The sequence below is a fragment of the Massilia sp. GCM10023247 genome (assembly GCF_042653325.1).
In the GTDB taxonomy this organism is placed as follows: domain Bacteria; phylum Pseudomonadota; class Gammaproteobacteria; order Burkholderiales; family Burkholderiaceae_D; genus Telluria.
Genome location: NZ_JBHSIB010000026.1, coordinates 54,148 through 73,835, shown reverse-complemented (window position 1 = coordinate 73,835; position 19,688 = coordinate 54,148). Strand labels below are relative to the sequence as shown.

General features: G+C 68.0%; 13 protein-coding genes and 1 pseudogene. All 14 read right to left on the bottom strand.

The window, feature by feature from the left end; genetic code table 11:
- Positions 1–116: 116 nt before the first annotated feature.
- The 14 genes and pseudogenes from ACFPAH_RS21215 to ACFPAH_RS21150 all read right to left on the bottom strand — a co-directional run bounded on the left by ACFPAH_RS21215 (position 117) and on the right by ACFPAH_RS21150 (position 19,297).
- Positions 117–3,101: an ExeM/NucH family extracellular endonuclease gene (locus tag ACFPAH_RS21215; protein ID WP_379749324.1), complete on the bottom strand. Its 2,985-nt coding sequence runs from the start codon at positions 3,099–3,101 to the stop codon at positions 117–119.
- 185 nt (positions 3,102–3,286) lie between these two features.
- A complete protein-coding gene (locus ACFPAH_RS21210) occupies positions 3,287–4,357 on the bottom strand; it encodes a TIGR03790 family protein (RefSeq protein WP_379749322.1) in 1,071 nt (356 codons plus the stop codon).
- A gap of 9 nt (positions 4,358–4,366) precedes the next feature.
- The gene (locus tag ACFPAH_RS21205) at positions 4,367–5,131 is read right to left on the bottom strand and encodes a PEP_CTERM-anchored TLD domain-containing protein (RefSeq protein ID WP_379749320.1); all 765 of its coding nucleotides are present in this window, start codon (positions 5,129–5,131) and stop codon (positions 4,367–4,369) included.
- A gap of 209 nt (positions 5,132–5,340) precedes the next feature.
- Positions 5,341–6,759, bottom strand: coding sequence for a mannose-1-phosphate guanylyltransferase/mannose-6-phosphate isomerase (locus ACFPAH_RS21200; protein WP_379749318.1), 1,419 nt, complete (start codon positions 6,757–6,759; stop codon positions 5,341–5,343).
- An 11-nt stretch (positions 6,760–6,770) separates the two neighbouring features.
- Complete coding sequence (locus tag ACFPAH_RS21195; RefSeq protein ID WP_379749316.1) at positions 6,771–7,922, bottom strand: sugar phosphate nucleotidyltransferase; 1,152 nt, start codon at positions 7,920–7,922, stop codon at positions 6,771–6,773.
- Between the two features lie 64 nt (positions 7,923–7,986).
- Entirely contained in the window at positions 7,987–8,985 is a 999-nt protein-coding gene (galE, locus tag ACFPAH_RS21190) for a UDP-glucose 4-epimerase GalE (protein ID WP_379749314.1), read from the bottom strand.
- A 166-nt stretch (positions 8,986–9,151) separates the two neighbouring features.
- Positions 9,152–9,931 carry a WecB/TagA/CpsF family glycosyltransferase gene (locus ACFPAH_RS21185; protein WP_379749312.1) on the bottom strand — a complete coding sequence of 260 codons (780 nt, stop codon included), beginning with the start codon at positions 9,929–9,931 and terminating at the stop codon, positions 9,152–9,154.
- Positions 9,931–11,058, bottom strand: coding sequence for a non-hydrolyzing UDP-N-acetylglucosamine 2-epimerase (gene wecB / locus ACFPAH_RS21180; RefSeq protein WP_379749310.1), 1,128 nt, complete (start codon positions 11,056–11,058; stop codon positions 9,931–9,933). Before wecB ends, ACFPAH_RS21185 begins: the two co-directional genes overlap by 1 nt.
- 49 nt (positions 11,059–11,107) lie before the next feature.
- Positions 11,108–13,108 (bottom strand): heparinase II/III family protein, encoded by a 2,001-nt coding sequence (locus ACFPAH_RS21175; protein WP_379749308.1) that lies wholly within the window; start codon positions 13,106–13,108, stop codon positions 11,108–11,110.
- A pseudogene (locus ACFPAH_RS21170) lies at positions 13,105–13,494 on the bottom strand (glycosyltransferase family 4 protein); the annotation flags it as partial. The pseudogene ACFPAH_RS21170 and the gene ACFPAH_RS21175, both read right to left, overlap by 4 nt.
- A gap of 18 nt (positions 13,495–13,512) precedes the next feature.
- Positions 13,513–14,193, bottom strand: a complete 681-nt coding sequence (locus ACFPAH_RS21165) for a glycosyltransferase (RefSeq protein ID WP_379749305.1) — start codon at positions 14,191–14,193, stop codon at positions 13,513–13,515.
- Between the two features lie 118 nt (positions 14,194–14,311).
- A complete protein-coding gene (locus ACFPAH_RS21160) occupies positions 14,312–15,595 on the bottom strand; it encodes a phenylacetate--CoA ligase family protein (protein ID WP_379749303.1) in 1,284 nt (427 codons plus the stop codon).
- Positions 15,577–16,854 (bottom strand): glycosyltransferase, encoded by a 1,278-nt coding sequence (locus tag ACFPAH_RS21155; RefSeq protein WP_379749301.1) that lies wholly within the window; start codon positions 16,852–16,854, stop codon positions 15,577–15,579. The genes ACFPAH_RS21160 and ACFPAH_RS21155 overlap by 19 nt, the downstream gene beginning before the upstream one ends.
- Before the next feature lie 124 nt (positions 16,855–16,978).
- Positions 16,979–19,297 carry a heparinase II/III domain-containing protein gene (locus ACFPAH_RS21150; RefSeq protein ID WP_379749299.1) on the bottom strand — a complete coding sequence of 773 codons (2,319 nt, stop codon included), beginning with the start codon at positions 19,295–19,297 and terminating at the stop codon, positions 16,979–16,981.
- Between the last annotated feature and the right edge of the window lie 391 nt (positions 19,298–19,688).

The window sequence follows — 19,688 nt, the reverse complement described above, 5'->3', positions numbered from 1 at the left end:
AAAAACGGCACACCCGCTCGCGCGCGGTGTGCCGTTCTATTTTGTTGCGCTGCCTGGCCTGCGCGCCGCGCCCAGGCAAGGCGCTGGGCCGTTCGGGATCGACGGCGTGCGTTGCTTCAGAAAGTGCCGCTGTACAGCTTCGGAGTGTAGTCGATGACGGCCTTCGACGGGCTCGTAAAGCTGACGTCCACGGTTGCCCATGCGCCCGGCGCGAGCGACGCGTTCGGAAGGGTCAGGTAAGGCGCCCCGTCTTGTTCGCCGCTCATGCCCTCGAGCGTCACACCTTCAGGCAGACCTTCGAGCACCACCTGCAGCGGACCGTTCAAGGTCACGGCACTCCGGTTAGTGATACGCATGCTGCTGGCGTACTTGCCGGTATCATGCTTCGGCACCAGGCCGGTACGCACGATTTTGACCGAGGCCGTGACGTCGACAAAGGTAGCCGGCAGGTTGAGGCTGACCACCACCGGATCGTGGTCCGACGCGCGGAAGGCGTCATTCACGAACGGGTCGGGCTGGCCGCCGCTCTCGAGGTTGTAGTCGATCGCTTCCGGCTCGTCCGCATTGGCATGCCATTCGGTCACGCCCGCCACTTGCGGGGACAGGCTGCTGCTTGCCAGCGCGTGATCGAGATAGCCGCTCTCGCCGCCGAACACGTAGGAATACGGGATGCCGTGCGGACGCACGAAGCGCTCGATCTCGTTGACGTAGCCGGCCGCGTTCAGCAGGCGGATCGGGTCCTCCATGCCGTAGGCGTTCATGTCGCCGACGACCAGCACGTCGGGATCGTTCGCAGCCTGCACCACCTGCGGCAGGAAGTAGTCGCGCAGGCGCGCGGCCTGCTCGACGCGGCTGGCGTTCCAGCAGCCCTGGCCGTCGCCGCTATCGGCATCGCCGCCAGTCGAGCCGCCGCAGCCGCCCTTCGACTTCAGGTGATTCACGACCAGCGAGAACTTGGCGCCGTTGGCCGCCTTGAAGGCCTGGGCGATCGGGGCGCGGTTGTTGACGCTGTCGCCATCGGACAGCGCGGCGCCCGCCAGTTTGAGCACGCCCGACTTGTAGATCATCGCGACGCGGATCGCGTCGGTGCCGGTGGCGGCAGGTTTCGGCACGACGGCATAGGTGCCGGCGCCCATCTTCGCGTTGAGCTGGTCGACCAGGTAGGACACGGCGATGTCGGCGTTGTTCTGGATCTCCATCAGGCCGACGACATCGGCGTTCACGCTCGAGAGCGAGGCCACGATCTTGTCGCGCTGGCGCACGAATTCGGCCATGTTGTCGGCGCCGCGGCAGTTCGACGCGCGCGTGGTGCTGCCGATGGTGCAGCCCTGGCCGGTGCGGCCCCAGGCATCGCCGCCGTTGGTGAAGGTGGTGAAGAAGTTCAGCACGTTGGCGCTGGCCACCCGGACGTTGCCGCCCGCGACCTGCGGCGCCGGCACGCGCTCGTTGGTGCGCGAGAAGGTCGGCGTCACCGTCGGCTGCAGCTTGAAGGCCGCGCCGCCGCCGCCCATCGCGCCGTAGTCCAGCACGCCGGTCAGGTCGGTGACGGTATCGCCGGCGCGCACGGTGCCGTCGGCGAACAGGTAGGGGATGGTGGCCGGCGTGGTGAAGATGCCGTCGTCGAGCACGACGATGTTGCCCGCGTTGGCGGCGGCCAGCGCTTTTGCCTCGGGCGAGCCGGGCACGAAGCGGTTGGTCGGGATCTCGCGGCGGCCGGCGGACAGGGTCAGTTCGCCGCGCTCGCCCAGGTAGGCGTTGCCGTTGACCGTCAGCGGCGTGGTAAAGCGCACCAGCATCGCCTCGAAGCGGGCCAGGTCGGCGTTCGGCATCTCGACATTGGTCGGGGCGATGCTGTAGCCGCTGCCCAGCTTCGCGAGCGCGCTCACGTCCTTGAATTCAGTGTATGAACGGTTGGCGCCGCTCGGCGTGTATTCGATGACGGTGCCCGTGATTTTCACCAGGTCGCCGACGGCCAGGCCGGCGCTGGAGCCGAAGACGAAGATCGCGTCCGAGGTCGCCGGGTCGTTGTCGCCCTTCGGGTCCTGCAGGAAGTAGCCGCTGCCGACCAGGGCCGTGACCACGCCCTGGGTGGTCTGCACGGTGTTGGCGTAGGCAGTCTTGGCGCCGGCGCCCTGGATCTGCGGAATGCTCAATTGGCCGGCCACGCGCACGGCCACGGTGCAGCTGGCGCTCTGGCCGTCGTTGTTGCCGAAGCTGACCTTGACCGGATAGTTGCCGGCGGCGACGCCGGCGTCGACCAGCAGGCGGGCACTGGCGCTGGCGCCGGCGCCGCTGGCCGCGGTGAAGCCGTCCAGGCGGATGCCCGCCACCGCGCCCGATTCGATCACGGCGCTGTTGACGACGCTGTCGCCGTCGCGCGCGGCGAGCTGCGCGCTGGCGCCGACGCCCTGCTCGGCCTGCAGGCTGGCCGGGCAGTCGGTGACGATGGCTTGCACCACGGGACCAGCCGGCACGCAGGCATTCAGAGGCGAGGTCGATCGGCGCGGGCCGTCCACAGGGCCGGCCGTGAAGTCGGCGGCGTTATTGTCCGTGTCGGTGCAGCCGAGCGCGGCGCGATGCAGCGAATTGACGACCGACGGGGCCGGGGCCACCGCCGTTTCGAAATGGTTGGCGGTGCCGAAGCCGACCAGGTCGACGATCGCCTCCCCGGTCGGGCTGGTCATGGCTTTCGCGATGCTTGCCAGCGCGACCTTGCCGGTGGTGGCCGACAATGCCGCACCCCAGGTGTGGTCGAGCGGACCGATGTCGTCGCCCGCAGGGCCGGGCGTCGTGCTCGCCACCAGGAAGTACTGGCCCGGCTGCAAGGTAACGTCCGGCAAGGCGCCGGCTTGCCAGGTCGTGCCGGCGGCAGACTGGTATTGCAGGCTCATGCCCTTCAGGCTGACCGGTGCCCCGCTGCGGTTGAACAGCTCGACGAAATCGCGGCTCCACTTCGACGTCGTGCTGCCCCCGCCGCCGTACAGCTGGCTGATGACGACATCGGCGGGCGCGCCGATAGCGGGTGCCGACAGCCCGGCCAGTAATACGGCCAGGACGGTCAGCCGGCCGGCCGACGTGTTCGTTGCAACGTGCATTTTCATGGTCTTCCTAAAGAAATTGGAGATCGGAACATTTGTTGTCAATACTGATAGGCATTTTATTACCAGAAACAATGTTACGGCCGGAATTTGACAAGAGAATGACGAACTACAACACCTCTTTCTGCAAGCTGAGGTATGCCGACAACACATTGATTCCACAAGGAAACTTACCGAACGGGCGTGCGCTACCTGGCGCGCAAGGGGGCCGCCAACGGCTCCCCGATGAACAGGCCCTGGGCGGGCCAGGCCACGCTTTTCCAATAGGCTTCGATGGCACTGTCGCCGTCCAGGTAGTGGCGTAACAGCACGGCTGGATTCGGGAATTTTTGCCAATAATTGCAGGGTTCGCTGACGGTGCCGTAGCTGGCGGTGGCCCCGGCCTCGAGCCAGCGCAGGCTGCTCATCTGGGCCGTGCCGAGCAGGTCGCCGCCATGCGATGTCAGGTGGTCGGCCAGCGCCCCCGGCACGAAGCGGACGGTATCGAGCCCCTCGACCTCGGCCTTGCCGAGCTGGTAGACGAGCACGTCGTCGGCCTCGCGCAGGATATCGGCGCGCAGCCGGTGGATCGTCACGCGTCCGCCGGCCGCCTGGCCCGGCTTGGGGAAGAATGGCGCGCGCACGTTGCGCGCCGTATCGAGGGTGCTCAGGTACCAGGCGTGCATGTTGGCCGCGCCAGGCTTGCGCGCGCCGCTGGCGACGCCACGGTCGATCAAGGCGCGCGCCGCCGCGATCGATTCTACCGGCAACAGCATCGACAGGCGCATGCCGTGCTCGGTCGCCGGGCGCCGCGAGGCCGAGTTGAAATAAGGGCTGGGCTGGCCGGCCGCGCAGGTATCGCGGCACAGCGCGGCGTCGTAGCCGAGCGTGTAGGCGCCCGTGATGGCGTTGCAGCCGACGCGATACGGCGCCGTCCAGACCATCAGCACGGCCTGGACTTCAGGGCCGAGCTGGCTGTCGATCTCGGCTTTCAGCAGCCGGAAGCGCGCCGGCTCGAGCGCGTGCGGACGCCCTGGAATACGCACGCGCACGACATGTTCGGACGGGATGCCGCGCCGCTTCCGATAGTATTCGCCGGCGGCGACGCTGCCCGGATCGTCGTCGTTGATGACGATGGCCAGGTGGCGCGCCTCCATCGGACCGGCGAGCGGACCGGCGGGCGCGCGCGGGCCGGCGCCGGCGGCGCCCGGCAAGGACAGCGCCAGCGCGGCCGTGAGCGCAGGCAGGCATGCCGGCAAGCTCGAGCGCGGCCGCGCCATGGCCGGCGCTCAGGCCGGGTCCGGTGCCGAGCGGCCCGTGCGTGGCGCGGCCCGTTTTTCGCGCCGCCGCGCCAGCACGGCGAGGTGCAAGCCGCCCAGGCTGCCCAGGCCGCCTGCCAGCAGTGCCGCCATGCCCGGCTCGGGAATCGGCGACACCGCATACAGTTCGAGCGCATCGATGGCGAACAATTGCCCGCCGCGCGAGCCGTCGATGATGCTCTGCCCTTCCCCGGCCGGATCGCCATAGCTCAGGCGCCAGGAGAGCGCTGTGTCGAGCCGGTCGTTGACCAGCAGGTCGGGTCCGGCGCCGAAGGTGGGCCCCTGGGCGAGCGCGTTGAAGGTCTGGTAGGCGCCCTGGCCGGGCAGTTGGAAGCTGCCCGGCACCTGGCGATAGACGGCGCCATCCGTGTAGTTGAAGATGAAGGCCGTGCGCCGGAAGTCGCGTTCGGTGATGTGCCAGCCGGCGTCGGGCGACCAGCTCTGCGGGTTGTAGCCGCCCACCAGCCAGGCATTGCCGCCGCGGTCGGACACGCGCAACAGCGTGACACTCGGGCCACGCCCGTCGACGGCGGCGTGGAAGTCGACCGAATCGTCGCCCGGCTGGCGCGTGTACAGGCTGGAGAGGATCAGGTCGCCTGCTCCAAGCCAGCGCTCGAGCTGGCGTTCGAGTGCGGGATCGAGCGGCGGCGCGCCGGTTTGCGCGTCGGCTTGCCTGAAGGCCTGGGGTGCGGCAAGGGCCAGCGCGAGTGCGCCGGCGCGAATGAGCGTCTTCATGTTCACCTCCAGAGGGGGTTCACCGTCGCCCCATTGTATGCCGCGCGCACGGCGGGCTTCACACTGTTGACTTGGCGATCTTGCCCCCGCAGCGGGCCAAAGGGCGAAAAATTGCCTGGCGGCGCAGGCGAAAAAAAACGGGCGTCACCGCCCGTTTTCAGCTTGCCAGCCGGCCGCTCCGACCGGCCTTGCAGATGCCGCCCCTGGGGTCAGGAACGTTTATAGATGTCCTCGAAGCGCACGATGTCGTCCTCGCCGAGATAGCTGCCCGACTGCACTTCGATGATGTCCAGCGGCAGCTTGCCCGGGTTCTCGAGGCGGTGGTTCATGCCGATCGGGATATAGGTCGATTCGTTTTCCGACAGCAGGCTGACCTTGTCGCCGCAGGTCACGCGCGCCGTGCCGGACACGACCACCCAGTGCTCGGCACGGTGGTGGTGCATTTGCAGCGACAGTTTCTCGCCCGGCTTGACGGTGATGCGCTTGACCTGGAAGCGGTCGCCCGCGTCGATGCCTTCGTAGTGGCCCCATGGACGGTAGACGCGCGTGTGGTGCAGGTGCTCGGTGCGTTCGTTCGACTTCAGGTGCTCGACCACCTGCTTGACGCGCTGGACCTGGCTCTTGTGGGCCACCAGCACGGCATCCTGGGTTTCGACGACGACGATGTCTTCGACGCCGACCACGGCGACGATGCGGCTTTCGGCACGCACCAGCGAGTTCTTGACGCCGTCGAGGTAGACGTCGCCGCGCTGGGCGTTGCCGTTCTCGTCATGCTGCTGCACTTCCCACAGCGCCGACCACGAGCCGACATCGCTCCAGCCGATGTCGGCCGGCACCACGACGGCGTCGGCCGTGTGCTCCATCACCGCGTAGTCGATCGAGTCCGACGGGCAGCTCGTGAATGCCGCTTCGTCGAGGCGGCAGAAGTCGAGGTCGCGGTAGCCGGTGCCGACGGCCTGCTCGGATGCGGCGGCGATCTCGGGCGCGAATTTCGCCAGTTCGGCCAGGTAACGCTCGGCGGTGAACATGAACATGCCGCTGTTCCAGTAATAGCCGCCGTCGGCGACGAAGGCCTCGGCGGTGGCCAGGTCCGGCTTTTCGACGAAGCGCTCGACCTTGTAGCAGTCGTCGCAGCCGGCCAGCGGTGCACCGCGGCGGATGTAGCCGTAGCCCGTCTCCGGGCCCTGCGGCACGATGCCGAAGGTCGCCAGGCCGCCATCGCGGACCTGGGTGGCGGCGCGGGCGACGGCGTCGCGGAACGCTTCCGTATTCGTGATGACGTGGTCAGCCGGCAGCACCAGCATGACGCCTTCCGGATCGATCGCCTTCAGGTAGTGCGCGGCCGCGGCCACCGCCGGCGCGGTATTGCGCCCGACCGGCTCGAGCAGGATCCCCAGCGGCGTGATGCCGGCCGCGCGCATCTGCTCGGCCACCATGAAACGGTGGTCGTTACCGCATACCACGAGCGGCGCCATCAGGCCCGGCAGGCCGGCCACGCGCAGGGCGGTCTCCTGCAGCATGGTCTTGTCGCCCACGATCGGCAGCAGTTGCTTCGGCAGCACGGCCCGCGAAAGAGGCCACAGACGGGTACCGGCGCCGCCGGAGAGGATCACTGGATAAATTTTCATGCGCTTGCTTTCTAATGGTTATTACTCTTCAGACTTGCTATTTCTTTGCGGCTGCTGCGGCGGCGGTCGCGCGCATTCAGCCATTCCTCGGAACTGTAATCAGAAGCGTGTTTCATTTCGCCTGCGCGATCGACGCTGTATTCTTTGAATACGATCATTTCATTCAATGTAACGTCATGTAACACGCGAGTGTATTCGAACAACACGCTGCGCACAATTTCTGCGCCTTCGCAGATGTGGCTGCCGTGACCGATCCAGGTCGGCCCGACGATATGCACGCCCGCCTCGATGCGTACGCCCGAGCCGATATACACCGGGCCGTCGATCTTGGTGCCGTTCCAGTCGATGCTGGTGTTCAGGCCCACCCACAGGCCCGGTTCGATCTGGGTGCCCGGCACGTCCATGTGGTTGACCTCGCCCGTGAGGACGGTCTGCAGCACTTCCCAGTAGTCCGACATGGTGCCGATGTCGAGCCAGTTGAACGGACGGCCCTGGGCGTAGAACGGCAGGCCGCGCTCGGCCAGCAGCGGGAACAGCTCGGAACCGATGTCGAAGGGAACGCCCGACGGGATCAGGTCGACCACTTCCGGTTCGAAGATGTAGATGCCGGTGCTGATGAAGTTCGACAGCGCCTCTTCCTGGCTCGGCTTTTCCTGGAACTGCTTGATGCGGCCCTGGTCGTCGGTGACGACGACGCCATACGACGACACTTTGTCCCAAGGCACTTCCTTGGTGATGACGGTGGCCATCGCGCCCTTGCGGCGGTGCTCGAGCAGGGCCGCCTTCAGGTCGAGGTCGATCAGGGCGTCGCCGCACAGCACGATCGTCGTGTCATCGAAAAAGCCGCCGAATTCCTGGATCTTCTTCATGCCGCCGGCCGAGCCGATCGGCTCGGGCACGACGGTGCCGTCGTCGGTCGTGTAGCCCTCGAAGGAATAGCCGATCTGGACGCCGAACTGCTCGCCCTCGCCGAAATACTCCTCGATTTTTTCGTGCAGCCAGCTGACGTTGACCATGATTTCGGTGACGCCGTGTTTCTTCAGGTGATCGACCAGGTAAGCCATCACCGGCTTGCCCAGCAGGGGAATCATCGGTTTCGGGAGGTCGTACGTGAGCGGGCGAACACGCGTGCCCTTGCCTGCCGCGAGAATCATTGCTTTCATTGTGCGTCCTTCATCGAATAGGCTTTGTAGTGACTTTGTCCGTGCTTTGTACCGGTTTGTGCGCTTATGGATTCGCCGTCTGGTAGCGCCAGGTGTCGGCGCACATCTGGGCCACGTCGCGCGTGGCCACCCAGCCCAGCTCTTCGCGTGCGCGGGTCGGATCGGCGTAGCACTTGGCGATGTCGCCCGGACGGCGGTCGACGATCTGGTAGGGGATCGGACGGCCGCTGGCCGCTTCGAAAGCACGCACCATTTCCAGCACGCTATTGCCACGGCCGGTGCCGAGGTTATAGGTCAACAAGCCGGGGCCCTGCGCCAGCTTTTCCAGGGTCTTGACGTGGCCGATCGACAGGTCCACCACATGGATGTAGTCGCGCATGCCGGTACCGTCCGGGGTCGGATAGTCGCCGCCGAAGACGGACAGTTTTTCGCGCTGGCCCGTGGCGACCTGGGCGATGTAGGGCACCAGGTTGTTCGGGATGCCCGAGGGCGATTCGCCGATCAGGCCGCTCTCATGGGCGCCGACCGGGTTGAAGTAGCGCAGCAGCGCAATGTGCCAGTCCGGCTCGGCCTTGACCAGGTCGCGCAGGATGTCTTCGATCATCAGCTTGCTGCGGCCGTAGGGATTGGTGGCCGACAGCGGGAAGTCTTCCAGGATCGGCACCGAGGCCGGGTCGCCATACACCGTGGCCGAGGAACTGAACACGAGCGTCTTGACGCCGAACTTGGCCATCGTCTCGAACAGCACGACGCTGCCGGAGACGTTGTTGTCGTAGTAGCGCAGCGGCTGCGCCACCGATTCGCCCACGGCTTTCAGGCCGGCGAAGTGGATCACGGCGTCGACCTTGTGGGCGGCAAAGGCCGCTTCCATGGCCGCGCGGTCGCGGATGTCGGCTTCGATCAGCTCGAACGGCTTGCCGGTAATTTTCTGCACGCGCTCCTGCACCGAGCGCTGGGCGTTGGAGAGATTGTCGACCACGACCACGTCGTACCCGGCATTTTGCAACTCGACGACGGTGTGGGAACCGATATAACCCACGCCGCCAGTAACCAGAATCTTCATTGTCGTAACTCGCTTTCACTGTTGTTGCGCGCCTGTATCGGCGCTCCAGAACGGCGCACACGCGCCGCCCCCTCTGTGTCTTTCGGTGACGGTTCTGCGACCGTCCTTTCCCCATGTTTTACCTGTCCGTGGCGCGGGCTCGTTGCGCTCGCGCCGGCGGACGGTGTCAATCGCCTGTCTCGTGCCCCTGCTTGCGGCCCTGCTTGCGTCCGCTCAGCGCTTCCTGCACGAACAGCCGGACGAAAGCCATGTCGTCGATGAAATACCGGCGGAACATGCGGCGCGGTTCCTGCAGGAAGCGGTAAAACCATTCGAGTCCTGCCCGCTGCATCCAGCGCGGCGCGCGCTTGACGCGCCCGATGGCCACGTCGAAGGTGCCGCCGACGCCCATCGCGAACGGAATGCGCATCTGTTCCTGCCAGCGGCCGAGGAACTGTTCCTTCTTCGGCGAACTGATGGCCACGAACAGCAGGTCGGCGCCGCTGGCGCGCACCTGGGCCGCCACCGCCGCTTCTTCCGCCTCGCCCTGCCAGTAGCCATGCCGCCAGCCGGCCACGGCCAGGCCCGGATAGCGCCGGCGGTAGGCCTCGGCCACCTGGGCCACCACCTCCGCGCGGGCGCCGAGCAGGAACACGCGCCAGCCGACTTCGCTGGCGCGGCGCATCAGCGCCTCGAACAGGTCGATCCCGGCGACGCGCTCCTTGAGCGGCTTGCCCAGCAGGCGCGAAGCCCAGACTACCGGCATGCCGTCGACATTGACGAGCGCGCAGTCGTTGATGATGCGGCGCAGCTCGGCATCGCGGCTGGCCTTGACCAGTTTGTCCACATTCACCACCACGTGCTGATGGGGCTGGCCGGAACGGATGAACTCGCCTATGCGGGCAAGGGTTTCCTCCATCGACAGGTTATCGATCCGGCAGCCCATCAAGGTGATGGAGTCGGGCATCAGCGTTCCCGGGCGGCTTCCTGCGTCAATTCGCGGGCCAGTACGTCCACGATGCGTTCGGCAGCCTTGCCGTCCCACAGGTGCGGGCGGCGCCCCTGCTTGCCTTCGCCGCGCAAGACCTTGCGCGCTTCCTCGATGATCTTCTGCGGGTCGGTGCCGGCGAGCACGTTCGAGCCCTCGTCCACCGTTACCGGGCGCTCGGTGTTCTCGCGGATCGTCACGCAAGGCACGCCCAGCGCCGTCGTCTCTTCCTGCAGGCCGCCGCTGTCGGTCAGCACCACGGCCGCGTCCTTCCACAGGTTGAGGAAGGCCATGTAGGCTTGCGGGCCGGCCAGGGTCACGTTGGGGCCGAGGTCGATGCCGAACTTCTCGATGTTGGCGCGGGTGCGCGGGTGCACCGGGAAGATCAGCGGCACCTCAAGCGCGATCTCCTTGAGCGCGCCGGCGATGCGGGCGAACATGACCGGATCGTCGACATTGCTCGGGCGGTGCAGCGTGATGACGCCGTATCTGCCGCCACCCTGCCGGGCAGCGGCCTTGAAGGCGGCCGTCTCGAAACCGGAGGTGTCGGCGCGGGACAGCTTGTCGGCCTGGAACAGGACGTTGTCGACCATCACGTGGCCGACGTAGTGCACGGCAGCGTCAGGCTTGCCTTCGCGGCGCAGGTGTTCCAGCGCGGCCGGTTCGGTAACAAAAAACCAGTCCGAGATGCTGTCGGTGACGAGGCGGTTGATTTCCTCGGGCATCGTCATGTCGCCGCTGCGCAGGCCGGCTTCGACGTGTGCCACGGGAATGTTGAGCTTCTTGGCGACAATCGAGCAGGCCAGCGTCGAATTGACGTCGCCGACCACGAGGACGGCGTCCGGACGCTCGGACATGCACAGCTCCTCGAAGCCGACCATGATCTTGGCGGTCTGCTGGCCATGGCTACCGCCGCCGGCCGCCATGAACACGTCCGGCTGGGGAATGCCGAGTTCTTCGAAGAACACGTCGTTCATCTCGCGGTCGTAGTGCTGACCGGTATGGATGATCTTGAAGGACAGCGTTTGCTGGGCTTGCAGCGCACGGACGATCGGCGCGATCTTCATGAAATTGGGCCTTGCGCCCGCGACCAGATAAATAAGCATGTGTTTGGACTTCCCTACCACTATAGTAATTATGAAAAAATGCTAACAGTTAAAAAAACGTTATTGTAAACCTGCACTCGACCGGAACGGCGGACGATACGGTGGACAGCCGCAACACGTCGCTCGGCTGTTTCGATTCGTAGCAGCGCGAATACCAGCCCAGGGGCGGATTCTCGGCGCCGCGCACCAGTTCCAGCTTGAGGTCGGCGCCGGTGGCATGCATCTGCAGCGCGAAGCGCTTGCCGCGCACGTGCAGGCCGGCACTGGTCAGGCGCACATTCAGTTCGGGCGCGAAGTGCCAGAACAGTTCGATCGGGTGGGCCTTTTTCGCGGCCACCTCGTCGCGCACGACCAGGGTCGAGGTGGCGGCGTCGAAGCGCACGCTGCGCAAGTGGCGCACCGGGTCCGACAGGCGCGTATAGCCGTCGTGGGAGCCGCGGAAATCGAATTCGTGGGGCGAGGCCGGCATGCGCTCGATGGTGGCGCGCGCCTTGCGCAGCCACATGAAGCGCCCGCCCGAGACCGACTGGTCGCGCCCGTCCACGCGCAGCGTGTTGTGGGCCGAGGTGCCGCGGAAGTAATCGCGCCACTTCTGATCCTGCCAGTAGGAATAGGTGCCGGGATCGACCAGCACCTCTTCGCCCGCCACCGAGAGCGTCAGCGCCAGCGCATCGGCGTGGCCGTGGGCGGCGATGCCGAGGTAGCCGAGCGGTCCGCAGTCGAGCATGCCCTTGATTTCGTCCTGCTCGCCGAAGCGCGAGCCGAACAGCAGGTAGCCGCCGTCCGGGAAGGCCCAGCCGGTGTCCGGCTCGTGGGCGTCGGCGTCGGGCCGGCGCCCTGGCAGCGCGTGCAGCAGCCAGCGCACGCCGGGGTGCAGTGTCGTGGCCGGCGCGCCGGCGTGGCCGCCGGCCTGGGCGGCAAACACCGTCTCGCCCAGCGCCAGCAGCTGGGCCGCGCGGTCGCTGCCGGCCACATCGAGCCGGAACACGCTGCCGTCGTCGCTGTCGCCCACGTTCGGCACATGGCCGCCGACGTCGCGCACCGAGCGCAGGAAACGCAGCGCGCGCTGCAGCACGCTCCAGTAGGTGCGCGAAAACGGCACGTCGCAGGCCTGGCCGACCAGTCCCGCGACGAACAGGAATTCGGCCGAGAACACGTGGTAGCCGAAGGCCTGCTCGCGGTTGACGCCGTCGAGCGAATACTGCAGGCGCGCCTGCTGCTCGAGTTCGCGCCGGGCCTGCTCCATCCAGCCGCTCGATGCCTTCCAGCAGGGCCAGACCGAGGCCGCCACGAACAGGCCGCTCAGCTCGCCGATCAGGTGGTTGTTGGCCGAGGAGTGGCGCGACAGGTTGCGCGAGATGGTGCGGCAGTGGGCGTGGATGCTGTCGAGCCAGTCGGCGCGCAGGCGCTGCCCGGACTCGCCGGAGAACAGGCTGCTCCCCTCGCCGCCCACCAGTTGCCACAGCAAGGCCCAGTTGATCAGGCGGATGCCGAGCTCCATCGGGCTGGTCCAGTTCGGGCCGGTCAGCGGCGGGCACTGGTCGAGCCAGCTGCGCAACTGTTGCTCGATCGCGTGCAGCCAGCGCACATCCCCGCTCACGCTCCAGGCCTGGGCCAGGCGCACGAGGTGCAGGTGGCGGTTCAGCTCCCATACATGCTTGATGTCGCCGACCAGCTCCCGCTTGTCGATCGCGATGTCGCCCGAGAAGACGGACGGCCCGGTGATGCCGCTGTCGGGGTCGCGGTTCCAGACGGTCGGCACACCGACGTCGAAACTGCGGTCGGCAAACAGGACGACGTGGCCGGCGCAGATGCGGTCGGCCTCGGCCAGCAGCGCCTCGACCTGGCTCGGCGCCAGGTCGGGCGCGCCCAGGATGCGGAAGGTGCGCGCGCGCGGCAGCGGTTCGGGCGCCGTGCGTCCGGCGGCGCTGCGCACCGCGCTGCGCGCCATCCTCGTGCGCGCCGCCCGGCGCACGCGGTAGCCGATCTCGGCCACCGACATGCAGCGCAGACGGTTCACCCACCACACCATGCGTACTGTTGCGTTCATTTCGTCCCCGCCATATCGTTATAGATTGCCGCCAGCCGGCCGCACACCGCCTCTGGCGAATACTGCTGTTCCACGGTCCGGCGCGCGCTGTCGCCGAGGCGCTCGCGCAGGCCGGCGTCGTCCAGCAGCCGCGCCAGGGCGGCGGCCAGCGCGGCGGCGTCGCCCGGCGGCACCAGCAAGCCGTTCTCGCCATCGACGAGCACTTCCGGAATGCCGCCGACCGTGCTTGCCACCGTCGCGCAGCCCGCGGCCATGGCCTCGAGCACCGCCATCGGCAGCCCCTCGGCGTGCGAAGGCAGGCAGAACACGGCGGCGCGCGCCAGTTCGGCGTCGCGCGCCGGCCCGTCCAGCCAGCCGGGCAGTTCGACCAGGTCGCCGATGCCGCGCGCCGCGGCGGCCGCATGTCACGGGCCGCACTCGCCGGTGCCCGCCACGAGCAGGCGCAGCGCCGGAAAGCGCGGGGCCAGCAGCGCCACCGCGTCGAGCAGTTCGACCAGACCCTTGGCTGCCTCCAGGCGGCCAAGGAAGACAATCCGCCCGGCCTCGACGGCCCTGGCGGCGGCGCGATCGCCGGCGCGCTGGGGAAGCGGCACCGCGTTCGGCACCACGGCCACCCGCGCGCGCGGGGCATAGCCGCGCACGAAAGCCGCCCAGCTCTCGGAAAGGGCAATAACGAGCGAACTGCGCTCGAGGGTATGGCGGATCCAGCGCCGCATCAGGGCGCCCGAGCGAATGGTCGAGAAATGGACGAAGTGGGCGCCATGCAGATGGAATATCGTCTGGCTGCCGCTGGCGCGCGCCAGCAGCAACAGCAGCGACTTGCGCGCGAAACTGGCGCCCGAGGCCGCGTGCGCGTGGACGATGGCCGGGTGCTCGAACAGGCAGGCACGGGCGGCGTGCCAGAAGCCGCTCGCGGCGGCGCCCAGTTTTGCCAGGAAGCCGCCTTCGCGGTGGGTGCTGACGTAGCGCACGGCGGCGCGCTCGAACAGGCCGCCCGCCTGCAATACCGATACCAGCGCCGCTACCCCGCCCCGGCCCTGGGGGGCGGTGCCAAGCATCAGGATGCGCGGCGCGCGTGCTTTCATGCAGCGGCTCCGGCGACCAGCGATACGGCAACGAGAATGGCAGGCGAAGGTTTCACGATTATTAATAAAGGCACAATATTTCGATCATACATCAACTGTTACCCGATCCGCGCACGGTTCAGCAGTCGACCGCGAGGAATTCGAATTTGCCGTGCGGCCCGCGCGCGATCGCCGCCACCTGCTCCACCCGCACCGCCACATTCGGCACCCGTCGACGGAACGCCGCCAGCAGGGCCGCCTCGTCGGCAGCGTCGAATCCCGGCAGGGTAACGACACGCAAGACAAACCGGGCGTCGCCGCGATACAACACCTGGCCCTCGAGCAGGCGGGCGTCGAGGCCCTGGAACACGCGGTCGAGGCGGGTGACGATGCGTCCGTCCGGGAGGGTGATGCTGCGCTCCTGGCGCCCGATGACGGCCTCCACGGTCGGAAACACGCGCCCGCAGGCACAGCGCTTGCCCGGTCCGGGCAACACGCGGTCGCCGGTGCGGTAGCGCTGCAAGGGCATGGCCGGGTTGTTCAGCGTGGTGCCGACCAGCTCGCACAGGCCGCCCTCGCCTTCGAGCAGCTCGACGCCGCCGTAGTCGGTCAGCACGTGGTAGCTGCCGCGCTCGCAGGTGCCGATGGCCGCGACCCGTTCGGCCTGGCCGTACCAGTCGAACACGCGCACCCCGAAACTGCGCTCGACGGCTGCGCGCACTTGCGGCTCCAGGGTTTCGGAGGACGTGAGCACGGCGCGCAGCGAGCGCCCCGCGTAGTGCCGCGCGCCGCGCTCGAGCCAGGCGGCCAGCACCGCGACCGAGGACGGATAGGCGTGGATGAGTACCGGGTCGTGGCGCTCCAGCGCGGCGATATACGCGCCGATGCTCGTGTTCGACAAGTGATAGGAGGACATCATGAGCACCCGGCCGAACCAGTCGTGGCACCAGTAGCGCCCGTCGGGCGGGTCGGCGCCGCAGACGATGTCGCCACGGATCCAGGCCCGCCGCTGTCCGGGGCGCCAGCCGGTCCAGCGCAACTGGCGCTGCAGGAAGGCCTCCTCGCGGACCACGGCGCCGATGCTTTGCACCAGGCTCAAGGGGCTGCCGGAGGTGCCGCTGGTGCGGATCGTGTTGCGCAGCAGCGTACCGGGGCCGCGTGGCCGCACGAAGCGTTGCGGGTCCTGGCGCAGTTCGCTCTTGGTCAACAGGCTGGCCGATGGATCGAGGCGGCGCAGGCGCGTGCCGTCGTGATCGACCGCAACTTCCAGGCGCCGTGCCCGCTCCTGGATGAGTTCGGCAAGCCGTTGCGGCGAGCGTTCGACCGCCGCCAGGCGCCGGCTGAGCAGCAGGCGCGCCGGCAGGCCGCGCAGCACCGTGCGCAGGACCGAGCGCAGCGTGAATTTCAGGCTGTAGGTCCACATGGCGGCAGGGGCGGCACGAGCGGCTGGCGTGGCAGGGGCGGCAAAATACGGCGGTAGGCGTCGGCCACCTCGCGCGCCAGGATGGCGTAGGTGCGGTGCGCCCGTACCCAGGGCGGCCCCCGTTCGGCGCAGGCGGCGGCCAGTGCGCGGTCGGCCAGCAGGCGCAGGGTGGCGGCGGCAAAGGCATCGGCCTGCATCGGCACGCACAGCCCGGCCCGGCTGCGCTCGATCACGAGGGCCTGGTCGGGAATGTCGTTGGCCACGCCGGGGAGGCCGAGCGCCAGGTATTCGACCAGTTTGGTGGGCGAGGACACGTCGTACAGGACGCCGCGCGGGATCGGCGACAGCCCGACTTCGGCGCGCACCGCATAGCCCAGCGCCAGCCGCTGGGGCAGCCAGCCCGTGAGCAGGACGTGGTCCGCCAGGCCGCGGGCGGCGATGGCGTCGCGCATCCAGGCCATCTCGTCGGGCGACGGGGCGTCGCCGGCGATGACGAGCAGGCTCGCGGGCAGGTGCGCGCGCAGCCGCTCGGCCACGTCGAGCAGGAAGTCCGAGCGGCGCGCGCGCGCCACGCGCCCCAGGTAGAGCACGACGCGGCGGCCGTCGAGGCGCGGGTCGGCGCTGGGGACGATGGCGCCGCGCTCGAGCAGCGCGGCGTCGACGCCCATCGGCACGGCCGTCATGCGCGCGCGGGCGATACCCTGCCCTGCCAGCCAGTCGCGCATCGCCGCGCTCTGCACGAACACGTGGTCGGCGCCGGGCAGCACCAGCCGGTAGGCGGCAAAGCGCGCGGCCCGGGCGCGCGCCGCGTGCGCGAGCCAGAGCGCCCGCCCGCGCGTGCCCCTGGCGCCCCCGGCCAGCGCATCGCGCCGCGCCTCGAAGCCCTCGACGATCGGGAACGACATCCAGTAGACAAAGGGCACGCGCAGGATGCGCGCGGCCACCCGGGCGAGCAGTGCGCTGGCGACCTTGTCGCGCACCTGGATGCAGTCGGGGCGCGCACGGCGCGCGGCCCGCAGCAGGCCCAGCGCGTCCCATGCCGGTGCGAGCACGCCGGCGAAACGGCTGCGCAGGCTGCCGACGACATGCATGCCGCCCGCCCCCCAGGACGCGCCGCGGGCCTCCCCGCCCTGCCCGACCAGCTCGGTACGGATGCCGTGGCGCGGCATCTCGACGCCGAACAGGGTCAGCACGTCAGCGCGCAAGGGCGGCAGCGGATCGCGGACGATGAAGGCAATGCAAAGCGGACGGGTAGCCATGGGATCCCTGTCGAGGTGTCGCCGTCGATACTAGCGCAGCACCCGGCAGGAAGCCCCCGCGCACGCAAACGCGCGCCCGCCGGTTTGAGGGCGATCAAACCGGGCCGCATCCGCGCGCCGGGGCTCAGAGCGATGCCTGGGCCTCGGCGTCGATATCGATATGCACGCTACCGGTCGTGGAAAGCTGCAGGGCCGGCCGCGCGCCGCCGTCGAGCGTGACGGTCTGCCCGGCAACGGTCACGGTACGCACCGTGCCCGAGGTCGATACCCGTACCTCCGGCGACTTGCAGCCGACGTCGAGCAGCACGAGGAACTCGGCCTCCGACTTGCCGTCGTTCGGCAGGTAGAAGGCACCGTGGTCCTCGACCACGTTGGTCTTGGCGCCGGGACCGATCCACTTGGCGAAAGTGGCGTCCGGATTGAGCGAGCGCACGCAGACCGACTGGCCGTTGTGCGCGATTTTCACGGCGCGCGGGCTCTGCACCGCGATCTCCACCGGGGCATGCAGGTTGAACTCGTAGGTGTGCGGCACGGTCGCCGCCAGGCGGTCGCGCACCAGGATGGCATTGCCGGCATTGCGCAGGTGCCAGACGTGGCGCCGCGCCATCGTCAGCTGGCCGCCGTAGGCGGCAGTGGCATCGCCTTCGGCAAAATCGTAGCCCGGCTGGGCCGCGTAACCGATGATCTTGCCGTTGCGCTGCAGCTGCTCGCGGTAGCCGTTCACCAGCTGGCCCTTGCCGCCGTCGAAGGTGATCGCATTTTGCGAGCGCGTCTGGCGGTACCAGTCGCTCCAGTAGGGCGAGCCGTACCAGTCGTACCAGCCGGCCTTGACCAGCAGCGGCTGGCCGGCCACCGACAGCAGTAGGCCGTTCTGGTCGCCATGGCTGTGGTTGAACGAACCGTAGGGACTGGACTTGAAGTACAGCGAGCTGCGCGCGCTCGATCCGAGATCGCTGTGCATCGAGACCCAGCCGATGCTCGGGTAGTAGGCGGTGTTCGAGGGCGGCGTCTGCAGCTTGGTGTCGGCCACCGGCATCGGGTACGGCGCCTGCAGCAGCGACAGCGCGTCTTCGGTGCCGCCCAGGTTACCCACGTACCAGGCCGCGCGCGGCGAGAACATGCGCGAAGCGAAGGCGTGGAAGACACGGGGGTCGGGCCGGGTCTCGGAGGCGTCGCCGAAGGCGTGGACCTTCGAGCCGGGCGGCGTGAACTGGGTCGCGAAATCGAGGAAGCCGAGCGCCCATGGCTTGCCATAGAAATTCACGCCGGTGGCCTGGGTCAGCGGGTCCCACAGCTGCACCAGGTAGCCGGCGGCGTATTCGGCGTAGGCGGTGCCGTTGGCGAAGCCGCCTTCCGGGCCGGACCATGGCGACGGCGCATTCGCATAGGCGCGGAACGAGAAATCGAACCATTTCTGCGCTTCCGGGATGTCGCCCAGCGACAGCGTGGAGATCAGCACCAGGAACACGAGGCTCGTATTGCCGTGCGAATCGAAGGGATACTGGTCGAGGCGGCCGTTGTCGCCGGCCAGGTTGCGGTAGATCTCTTCGGTGCGCACGCGCACGGTCTCAAGCCACCTGGCCTTGCGTGCGCCGTCGAGGTCGCCGGCGAGGATGTCGGCCGCCTTGATCAGCGACAGCGCGATCTGGCGTGTGGCCTGGTCCTGGTTGGCGTAGCTGGTCGGGCCTTTGGGATCGAGCGCGGCCAGCTGGTCGCCCTTGCGCAGCGCTTCGGTCAGGAACACCGGGTCGCGCTTCATGCGCCACATGACGCTGGCCGCTTCCAGTTGGCGGCTGGCCTCGTTGATGCGCTGGCGGATGTCGGTCTGCTGGGTCGCCATGGCGGCCGTGAGCGGCGTGGTGATGACGATCGGCCAGCGCCGGTCCGACAGCGCCGGCAAGGCATTGATCTGCAGCTTGACTTCATTCGTCATGCGGCTGACGTAGGGGTCGAGCTCGGCCTTCTTTGCGGCGTTCCAGGTCGCATACGGCGTGAACGTGGGCGGCAGGCCGCGCGGGCGCGCCTTGGCGCTGATGCGCGCACGCAGCGCGACGTTGTCGGGCACTTCGAATACGGTCGAGCGCGACGTCAGCGAGAAGCTGCGTGGAACCGACCAGTCGTTGCTGCCCTTCGGCCGCACCCGCCAGCTGTAATTGCCCAGCGGGAGGGCGCGGCTCGGCAGGTACCAGTTGCGCTCGACGACGGCCCGCATCGGCGTGCCGCCGGCAGGCGTGATTTCGATCTCGTAGGCGGCCGGGCCGGCCGGGTGGCGCGCCCAGGTAAATCCGGGTGGGTTCTGGGCCTGGATCGCGCCGCCTGCCGGGCCCGGCTGGACGATCAGCGGATCGGCCGCTTGCGCCCAGTCGGCATGCGCGTTCAGCGAGCATGCGCATAGCGATGCCAGGGCGAGGGCCTGGAGCAGGCCCTGTCGGTTGAATTTCATGAATGGGACTCCGAACGATGGGACTCTCGAGGCAGGCCGGCCAGGGAGGACGGCCTGCGGTGCTGCGTGCAGCGGCGCGTGTTGACTGCTGACCGTACTGCTGACGCCGCTTGAAAAAAATGATGTTACCGCAATAAGAAATTGAACAAATGCAACTTCTTTTCATCAATCATCCTTTTTTTTGTTTGCATCGCAGAAATCCCACGTCAAAGCGCCAAGCTTGTCGAACCGGCATGTTCAGTCTTTTAACAGCTGTGTGTTGTTCGCAAACTCGCGGTGCCGCCGGGCTACAAAAGTGTCCGCCAGGCGCCGTGGCGCCGGCCCACTACGTGACCGGACATTCGTCTGGCAATGGCAAGCAGAACCGCATGCGGTACCGGGCGGCGCGTGC